Annotated in this window: 8 protein-coding genes and 2 pseudogenes; 7 read left to right on the forward strand and 3 right to left on the reverse strand. The window is 64.8% G+C overall.

All coding sequences use genetic code 11. The features are described from left to right. Window positions 1-12: 12 nt before the first annotated feature. Window positions 13-297, reverse strand: coding sequence for a hypothetical protein (locus ABDV69_RS14655; RefSeq protein WP_343575568.1), 285 nt, complete (start codon window positions 295-297; stop codon window positions 13-15). A 172-nt stretch (window positions 298-469) separates the two neighbouring features. Here ABDV69_RS14655 and ABDV69_RS14660 point away from each other — a divergent pair. Both ABDV69_RS14660 and ABDV69_RS14665 read left to right on the forward strand, forming a co-directional pair. Beyond that, a pseudogene (locus tag ABDV69_RS14660) lies at window positions 470-921 on the forward strand (alpha/beta hydrolase); the annotation flags it as partial. A gap of 17 nt (window positions 922-938) precedes the next feature. Next, window positions 939-2,228 (forward strand): MFS transporter, encoded by a 1,290-nt coding sequence (locus ABDV69_RS14665; protein WP_343575588.1) that lies wholly within the window; start codon window positions 939-941, stop codon window positions 2,226-2,228. On the opposite strand, the gene ABDV69_RS14670 is transcribed toward ABDV69_RS14665, so the two are convergent. Continuing rightward, entirely contained in the window at window positions 2,225-3,487 is a 1,263-nt protein-coding gene (locus ABDV69_RS14670) for a competence/damage-inducible protein A (protein ID WP_343575571.1), read from the reverse strand. The two genes, ABDV69_RS14665 and ABDV69_RS14670, sit on opposite strands and share 4 nt — an antisense overlap. Window positions 3,488-3,601: 114 nt before the next feature. On the opposite strand from ABDV69_RS14670, the gene dtd reads away from it, so the two are divergent. Beyond that, entirely contained in the window at window positions 3,602-4,033 is a 432-nt protein-coding gene (dtd, locus tag ABDV69_RS14675) for a D-aminoacyl-tRNA deacylase (protein ID WP_343575573.1), read from the forward strand. 10 nt (window positions 4,034-4,043) lie between these two features. Then, window positions 4,044-4,955, forward strand: a complete 912-nt coding sequence (locus ABDV69_RS14680) for a class I SAM-dependent methyltransferase (protein ID WP_343575575.1) — start codon at window positions 4,044-4,046, stop codon at window positions 4,953-4,955. Here ABDV69_RS14680 and ABDV69_RS14685 read toward each other — a convergent pair. Further along, window positions 4,952-5,548 (reverse strand): annotated as a pseudogene (locus tag ABDV69_RS14685) (acyl-CoA synthetase); the annotation flags it as partial. The gene ABDV69_RS14680 and the pseudogene ABDV69_RS14685 sit on opposite strands and share 4 nt — an antisense overlap. Between ABDV69_RS14685 and ABDV69_RS14690 the strand changes: the two are divergent. The 3 genes from ABDV69_RS14690 (at window position 5,547) to ABDV69_RS14700 (ending at window position 7,598) form a co-directional block, all read left to right on the forward strand. After that, window positions 5,547-6,062, forward strand: coding sequence for a helicase C-terminal domain-containing protein (locus tag ABDV69_RS14690; protein WP_343575576.1), 516 nt, complete (start codon window positions 5,547-5,549; stop codon window positions 6,060-6,062). The pseudogene ABDV69_RS14685 and the gene ABDV69_RS14690 sit on opposite strands and share 2 nt — an antisense overlap. 499 nt (window positions 6,063-6,561) lie before the next feature. Continuing rightward, window positions 6,562-7,386, forward strand: coding sequence for a hypothetical protein (locus ABDV69_RS14695; RefSeq protein WP_343575578.1), 825 nt, complete (start codon window positions 6,562-6,564; stop codon window positions 7,384-7,386). A gap of 38 nt (window positions 7,387-7,424) precedes the next feature. Further along, window positions 7,425-7,598 (forward strand): hypothetical protein, encoded by a 174-nt coding sequence (locus ABDV69_RS14700; RefSeq protein ID WP_343575581.1) that lies wholly within the window; start codon window positions 7,425-7,427, stop codon window positions 7,596-7,598. Window positions 7,599-7,763 lie beyond the last annotated feature (165 nt).

Below are 7,763 nucleotides of genomic sequence, written 5' to 3' on the forward strand. Positions count from 1 at the left end.
TCCCAGAGTCGATCAAGGCGCTTCGGCGGCGCGCTCCATCAGGTCGTCGTAGCGCCGCCGTGCGTCGCTGAGCGCCAGCATGACGGTGGGAGTGGGTCGGCTGTGGCTAGCGGCCTCGGTCAGCGCGGCGCGAAGTTTTCGCATACCGGTCAGAACCACTTCGGCGCGCTTCTGGAGTTTCTTGCCTTCGGGAAATGGCAGCGAATCGATGGCCGCCCGGCACATGTGCATCGCCGCTTCGGCGAGATTCACAATGGTTTGCGCTTCACCCTCGTGCGCATCGAATTCACCCATCACCCCTCAACTCTTTGATGTGTTCAGCTCAGGTCGGGCTGCCACCAATGTTCGTCGCGACAGCGGCAGGAGAGGGTATTGGCAACAGCGGCGACTCGCCGACAACAGTGCGCGCCCGGTTGACTGGCAGTCCCTCCGCTGCGAACACCAGATGGTGGGTAACTCGAATTAGCGCGACAACGTCCTCGCGTTCGCCGACGATCTGCGCACCGTCGCCGACATTCTCGGCATTGACACGACGCCGATCATCGGACTGTCCGGCGGCGGTCCGTACCCACTGGCATGTGCCGCAGCGACGCCTGATCGGGTGATCGCCGTCGGGGTGCTGGGCGGGGTATACCGGGCCTTCGGCTGGCTGGACGAGCCCGAGGGTGACCGCAGGCTTCTGGTGCGGAGTCACAGCGATGTTTCTCGACGACCTGCTCAACGGTTCCCGCAAGCAGTTGGCCGCGCCGTTCGCCGACGTCGTCGTCTTCGCCCGTGACTGGGGCTTCCGCCTCGATCAGGTGAAGATGCCCGGCGCACTTCTACCCGCTCCCCGCGGAAAGTCATCTCGCGGGCCTGGGTTTCGCCGAGCAAATCCTGCGCACCATGATCGAGCTCTGGGACAGCATCGAGAAGACGTGAATTCTCCTCTGCGCGCGATGCCGTCAGACGCGGTGTGGTATGCGGTGCGAGTGCCCGCGAACCCACCGCTGACCAACGACCAACGCAACTCTTTCGTCGCCGCGATGTTGGGCTGGACGATGGACGCCTTCGACTACTTTCTGGTGGTCCTGGTCTATGCCGACATCGCCAAGACGTTCCACCACACCAAAGCCGAAGTCGCGTTCCTGACCACGGCGACCTTGCTGATGCGCCCGGTGGGTGCGCTGTTGTTCGGGCTGTGGGCGGACCGGGTCGGACGCCGGCTGCCGCTGATGGTGGATGTGGTGTTCTATTCGACGGTCGGATTTTTGTGCGCGTTCGCGCCCAACTTCACCGTGCTGGTCATCTTGCGACTGCTGTATGGCATTGGCATGGGCGGGGAATGGGGACTCGGTGCCGCGCTGGCAATGGAGAAGGTGCCCATCGAGCGGCGGGGGTTCTTCTCCGGACTGCTGCAAGAGGGTTATGCGTTCGGCTATCTACTCGCCACCGTGGCGTCGCTGGTGGTAGTCGATCGACTCGGGCTGTCGTGGCGGTGGCTGTTCGGGCTGAGCATCATCCCGGCGCTGATCAGTCTGATCATCCGGTACCGGGTGCGGGAGTCGGAGGTCTGGGAAGCCGAGCATGATCGAATAAAACTGACCCGCAAAAGGATTCGTGACATCCTGCGCGACGCCAAGGTCATCCGGCGGTTCGTTTATCTGGTGCTGCTGATGGCGGCCTTCAACTGGATGAGTCACGGCACCCAGGACGTGTATCCGACATTCCTGTCAGCCACCCACGATGGCGGCGCGGCGCTCTCGCACGTGAGCGCCACATGGATTGTGGTGATCTACAACATCGGAGCCATCGCCGGCGGGTTGATCTTCGGATCGCTGTCGCAGCGGTACACCCGCCGCCACACCGTGGTGTTCTGTGCCGTGCTGGGGTTGCCGATCGTGCCGCTGTTCGCCTACTCGCAGTCCGCCGCGATGCTGTGTCTGGGTTCGTTCCTGATGCAGTTCGCGGTGCAGGGTGCGTGGGGCGTCATCCCCGCGCATCTGACGGAGATGTCGCCGGATGCCATCCGCGGCTTTTACCCAGGTGTCACGTACCAGTTGGGCAACCTGCTGGCGGCGTTCAACTTGCCAATCCAGGAACGGCTGGCCGAGACCCACGGCTACCCGTTCGCATTGGCCGCCACGATCGGGCCGGTCTTGATCGCCGTCGCGGTCTTGACGGCGATTGGTCGGGACGCCACCGGAATTCGCTTCGGCAGCAGCGCAAGCGGTGCGACCGGCGGTTAACCTTCGAGAACCTGACGAAGTAGATGCATCGCCACCGTCGTCGACCGCTCCCGGATGTCGCTGCGGTTGCCGGGGAGTCGCAGCGTCCGGGTCGACGGCGCCTCGCCGGCCAGGGCCACGGTAAAACAGACCGTGCCGACCGGTTTGTCGTCGGTCCCGCCACCTGGCCCGGCAATCCCCGTGATCGCCACGGCGGTATCGGCACCGAAGCGGCGTAGCGCGCCCGCGGCCATCGCCTCGGCCACCGGCTCGGACACCGCGCCGTGCGCATCGATCAGTGCCGGATCGACACCGAGCAATTCGGCCTTCGCGTCGTTGGCATAGGCCACCAGACCCCCCGCCACATAGGCCGACGAGCCGGGCCGTTCGGTGAGCCGGGCCGCCAACAGTCCCCCGGTGCACGATTCGGCCGTCGCGATTCGGCGCCCGGTCAACAGCCGCCCGATCTGATCGTCGACCTCGGAACCGTCTTCGGCGAAGATGTGCTGCCCGTGCCGGTTTCGGAGCAGTGCGGTCAACTGGCGATAGGTGTCGGCTGCGTCGGGCTCGTAACGGGTGACGATCTCGAGCTCACCGCGACGCAGACAGGTGGTGATCTCCAACGCGCCGAATTCGGGTACGGCGTGCGCGGCCTCCCGCAGTGTCTCGGCCAGGCCGGATTCCGGCAGGCCGAACATCCTGATGGTGTCCTGGCGGTAGATCGTGCGCCCGGCGATGGCTTCCTGGACGGCGGGCAGCTCCACCGCGGTCTTCCACATCGGCCGCAGTTCGCGGGGTGGGCCAGGCAGCACGACGACGGTCGGTTCACCCGGGATGACGACGCCGGGTGCGGTTCCGACCGGGTCCATCACCACGGCTCCGACCGGGACCATGGCCTGCTTGCGGTTGGCGGCGCGCACGGCCTCGAAGTCACCGGAACCGATGCGGGACATCAGCTTTTTCAAGATCTCGGCGATCGTGTTTTCCAACTCGCCGTCCAGCGCGAGTTCGCGGCCGCAGAACCGGGCGACGGCGGCCACGGTCATGTCGTCGGCGGTTGGCCCCAAGCCGCCGCTGGTCACGATCAGGTCGACGCCCTCGTCGGCCAGGAAACGCAGTTGCGCTTCGATGTCTGCTGCACGGTCGCCGCAGATGGTGATGTGCGCGAGCTCGACGCCCAACTCGAGGAGACGGTCAGCCAGCCAGGGGCCGTTGAGGTCGGCGACCCGCCCGGTCAGGACTTCGGTTCCGGTGACGACGATGCCTGCGCGTGCACTCACCGTTACGACTTTAGGCGGGGCTGCGGGCGGCTTCGACCGCGCGCTCGACCAGTACCGACATCTGGCGAGCGTACCCACGACCTCGGGCCATTGCGCCCGTGAAAGTATCGGGTCATGCGGGTGCTGGTTCAGCGAGTCACATCGGCAGCGGTGTCAGTGAACGGCCAGGTTGCCGGCTCGATCCGGCCCGCCGGCCAGGGCCTGCTGGCGCTGGTCGGGGTGACACACGACGATGATTCCGGAAAAGCCCGGCGGCTGGCCGAAAAACTTTGGCAATTGAGGATTCTCGACGATGAGCGGTCCGCGTCCGACGTCAACGCGCCGGTCCTGGTGGTCAGCCAGTTCACGCTGTACGCCGACACCGCCAAGGGCCGGCGACCGTCCTGGAACGCCGCCGCACCCGGTGCGCTCGCGCAACCGCTGGTCGACGAGTTCGTTCAAGCGCTGCGGGGTCTGGGCGCCGACGTGGAAACCGGCATCTTCGGTGCCGACATGCAGATCGAATTGGTGAATGACGGGCCGGTGGCCGTGTTGCTGGACTTGTGAAGGGGGTTCGATGAGCGACAGGTGGGCGCGAGACCGCTCCGACGACGACACGTGGGACATTGTCAGCGGCGTGGGATACACCGCGTTGCTGGTCGCGGGGTGGCGCGCGTTACATGCGGCAGGCGAACGGCCGTTGGTGTGCGACGACTACGCCCGCCATTTCGTCGCGGCTTCCCGGGACCCGTTTTTGAACGATGCCCTAGCGAACCCAGGCAGTTCTGCGGGCGCCGCGACCTTCCCCCGGTTGTACGGCGTGCAGACCCGGTTCTTCGACGAATTCTTCACCTCCGCCACGCACCAGGGCATCCGCCAGGTCGTGATCGTGGCGGCCGGCCTCGACTCTCGCGCGTATCGTCTCGAGTGGGCCGACGGCACAACGATATTCGAGGTAGACCGACCCAAAGTTCTCGAATTCAAAGTGCGGGTGATGGCCGAGCATTCTGCCGGACCTGCCGCCGACCGGCGTGATGTCGCAGCCGATCTGCGCGAGAACTGGTCGACGCCGTTGCTGGCGTCCGGTTTTGACGCGACCGTGCCCAGCGCATGGTCGGTCGAGGGCATCTTGCCGTATTTGGACGGCGACGCTCAGGACACGCTGTTCAGCCGCATCACCGAACTCTCGGCGCCGGGCAGCCGGCTCGGGATCGGCGCGTTGGGCTCATGCCTGGACCAGGACCGCCTCGCTGCACTGGAAGAAAATTACCCCGGCCTCAACCTGTCTGGTGACGTCGACTTCTCTACGTTGACCTACGACGACGCGGCGAAAGCCAAACCCGCACAATGGCTCGCGGACCACGGCTGGGCGGTTGACCCCGTGCGTACCAACCCGGAACTGCAACGTGAGTATGGCCGGACCCCGGCCCAGGTCGATCTGCATCTCGACGAGATCATGCACTCGGAATACATCAGCGCAAGGCGCTAATCCACCACGACGTAGGTGCTCCCCCGGCCTGCCCGGTGCCACAGTGCACCGCCCGCGGCGGTCCGCCCTGCCTGGATCAGTTCACGCTTGAGGATCTTCATGGTGGCGGTGTGGGGAAGTTCGGCGTTAATCCGGACGAACCGAGGCCAGGCCTTCGGCGACAGATCCGGTTGGGTGGCCAGGAATTTCTCCCATTCATCCGGTGTCAGGGATTGGCCGTCGTTCAAGACGATGGCCACCATCACCTGGTCGCCGACGTCGGGATCCGGGATCCCATAGACGGCAACCTGATTGATCGGACCGAGCCGTTGCAGGATTCGCTCGATAGGCCCAGTCGCCACGTTCTCGCCGTCGACGCGCAGCCAGTCCGAGGTGCGGCCTGCCAGGAAAATCCAGCCGTCGGCGTCCCGATACGCCAGATCGCCGGACCAGTACCTGCCGTCGCGGATCCGCTCGCTGGTGGCCGCGTCATCGTTGTAGTAGCCGGCAAACGGGCCGGCTCCTTCGGTGTTCACCAATTCCCCGACCGCCTCGTCGAAGTTGGCCAGTGCACCGTGCTCGTCGAAAACCGCCGGCGCGCATTCGGTCACGGTGTTCAGCGGTGATTATCTGCATGAGCACGTCACTCACGGGTATGCGGTCACCGTGCACTCAGCCCAAGGCGTCACCGCCGAGACCACCCACGCCGTACTCGGCGAGCACACCAGCCGCAACCTGCTCTACGTTGCGATGACCCGCGGCCGGGAGTCCAACCACGTCTACCTGCACGACCGCCACGGCGGGGAAGGCGACCACGAACACCGCCAGGACCCCGGCACCCACACCCTGCGCCGCGGCACCCCCAGTCAGGCCGCCCAGCTCGTGCGCGCCATCCTGGCCCACCGCGACGACCAAGCCCGCACCGCCCACGACATCGCCGACCGAGCAGTGCGTGGCCAGCTGCCCGAACGTGTCCAAGACTTCATCGACCGGCGTAGCAGTGCTGTGCAAGCCCGCCGCAGCGCCCACCTCACCCGTTATCAGTCCCACCCCAAACACGACCTCGAACACCGCCGCGAGCTCAGCCAGCATCGCGAACGCGACCAGGGTTACGGCCTCGAGCTCTAACAGTCCGACCCGATCATCCAAGGCCGCTGGTGGCTGGTCTTGATGGTCGTGCGGCGACTGGTAAAACTCGTTTCTACGAATCCGGACGTATGATCTATTTATCTGGACTTCAGGGTGCCGTGACTCGGCTCCTAACTTTGCGTCAGCAAACTCTCAGTAGACCAGCTCGGGTTGTCGGTGACTGATCGGTGCGGTGCTGCTATCCAGAGCGGTATCGCCGCTGCATGACAGTCGGATCAGCAGCCCGAGGTGTCTCAAGTTGGTTTATTAGCGGAGTCTTAATTACGGAACGTCCACGACCACTAGACTGGTAAAAATTAGACACGTGTGCATCTTGTGCGAATCGACAGCGCAGTATCTAATGATCGAACCTGGCTGAGATGCCAACGTACAAAACAATTTAGCGGCCTCGGCCGTGCCTTCGATCTGCGTCACCCGATGGTGACCACCTCCTGACACTGCGCCCCGTGCGGACCGCGTGCGAACAAGGGGGTTCGTGGTGAATCAGACGCAAGACCATGACGGCCAGCAGAGCGCAGCGCACCGTTGGCTGGCATCAGAGTCCCCGATCGAGCAGGTGTCGATCGCGTCGCTACAGCAAGGTGATTCCCCGCGACTCGAAAGTGACAGCAAACCGCAGGACGCACGGCTGCGCGGTGACGCCAAGGTCGTCGCGAACAACACCGCCCACGGGCAACCGCTCACGCCCACAGACCGCAATGCCGCCGCTGCTCGCATCCTGGCCATGCATCCAGGCTGGTCGGATCGGATGATCGCCTCGATTGCAGGTCTCTCGCATCCGACGGTGGCCGCCATTCGCCGCCGTAGTTTGTCAACTGGTAAAACTTTCCAGTCGAACCGCCGGCTGGGCCAGGACGGCAAGACCCGACCAGCGGCGTTGCGCGACAGTCATAAAGTCACCGCAGCGGCCGCTGTTCACGCAGATCAGAACGAGTCGTTACACGGGGTCGGCGGGCAGGCGAACGGCCCTGTGGGAGCCGTGCATGATTTGCGGGCTCGACGCAAGCAGGACGAACAACCGTCGGGAGCCAAGACCCACGCGGCGGGTGTCGACGTCTTCCTCGCGCGGGGTCAGGCCGTCGTGCAGAAGCTACGAAACAACCCGTCGGTGTGGAGGACCGACAACGGGAAAGCGTTGACGCGGATGCTGCTGCACAGCGTGCAGCTCGTCGGCCTGGTCCAGGCCGCCAGTAGTGCGGTACCCGAGCATTGCCGCGGCGTCATCGCCGAAGCCGCATCCGCACTTAGCGATGCCTGGAGGCGACTCGCTCAAGAACTACGCGCACTCAACCGAATCGGTTGACAAACAACAGTTCTCGATCACACAACGGATGATGTGAGATGAACAGCAACGGTCGACCGTCGCGGGCCGGACAGATCGCCCGCCAAGCCGGCGCGGTCGCGACCGCGGTCCACACCGCCGCCGGATTGCGGTGGCAGGTACGCCGCGAGCACGACGGCTTGACCCGCACCACCTCTTGTTTGGCCCACACCAGCCACTGGAGGCCATCGTGACGCTGTTTTATCCCGACTGCAGCAACAACAACTGGGCCACTACCCAAGACGCCCTCAATTTCCTCAACCAGCTTGTTCCCGAGGGGTTTTGGCCGTGACAGCCTGAACTGGCCCCGGGAGGGCGGCTTGAAATGGCCCCACCTGCGAGGCGGCTGGAGTGTCGTT

This window comes from Mycobacterium sp., assembly GCF_039583785.1.
GTDB lineage: Bacteria > Actinomycetota > Actinomycetes > Mycobacteriales > Mycobacteriaceae > Mycobacterium.

Bases quoted from the DNA above. Each gene is read 5' to 3' on its own strand.
- ABDV69_RS14665 (WP_343575588.1), top strand. From the start codon at position 939: ATGCCGTCAGACGCGGTGTGGTATGCGGTGCGAGTGCCCGCGAACCCA.
- dtd (WP_343575573.1), top strand. From the start codon at position 3,602: ATGCGGGTGCTGGTTCAGCGAGTCACATCGGCAGCGGTGTCAGTGAAC.
- ABDV69_RS14680 (WP_343575575.1), top strand. From the start codon at position 4,044: ATGAGCGACAGGTGGGCGCGAGACCGCTCCGACGACGACACGTGGGAC.
- ABDV69_RS14700 (WP_343575581.1), top strand. From the start codon at position 7,425: ATGAACAGCAACGGTCGACCGTCGCGGGCCGGACAGATCGCCCGCCAA.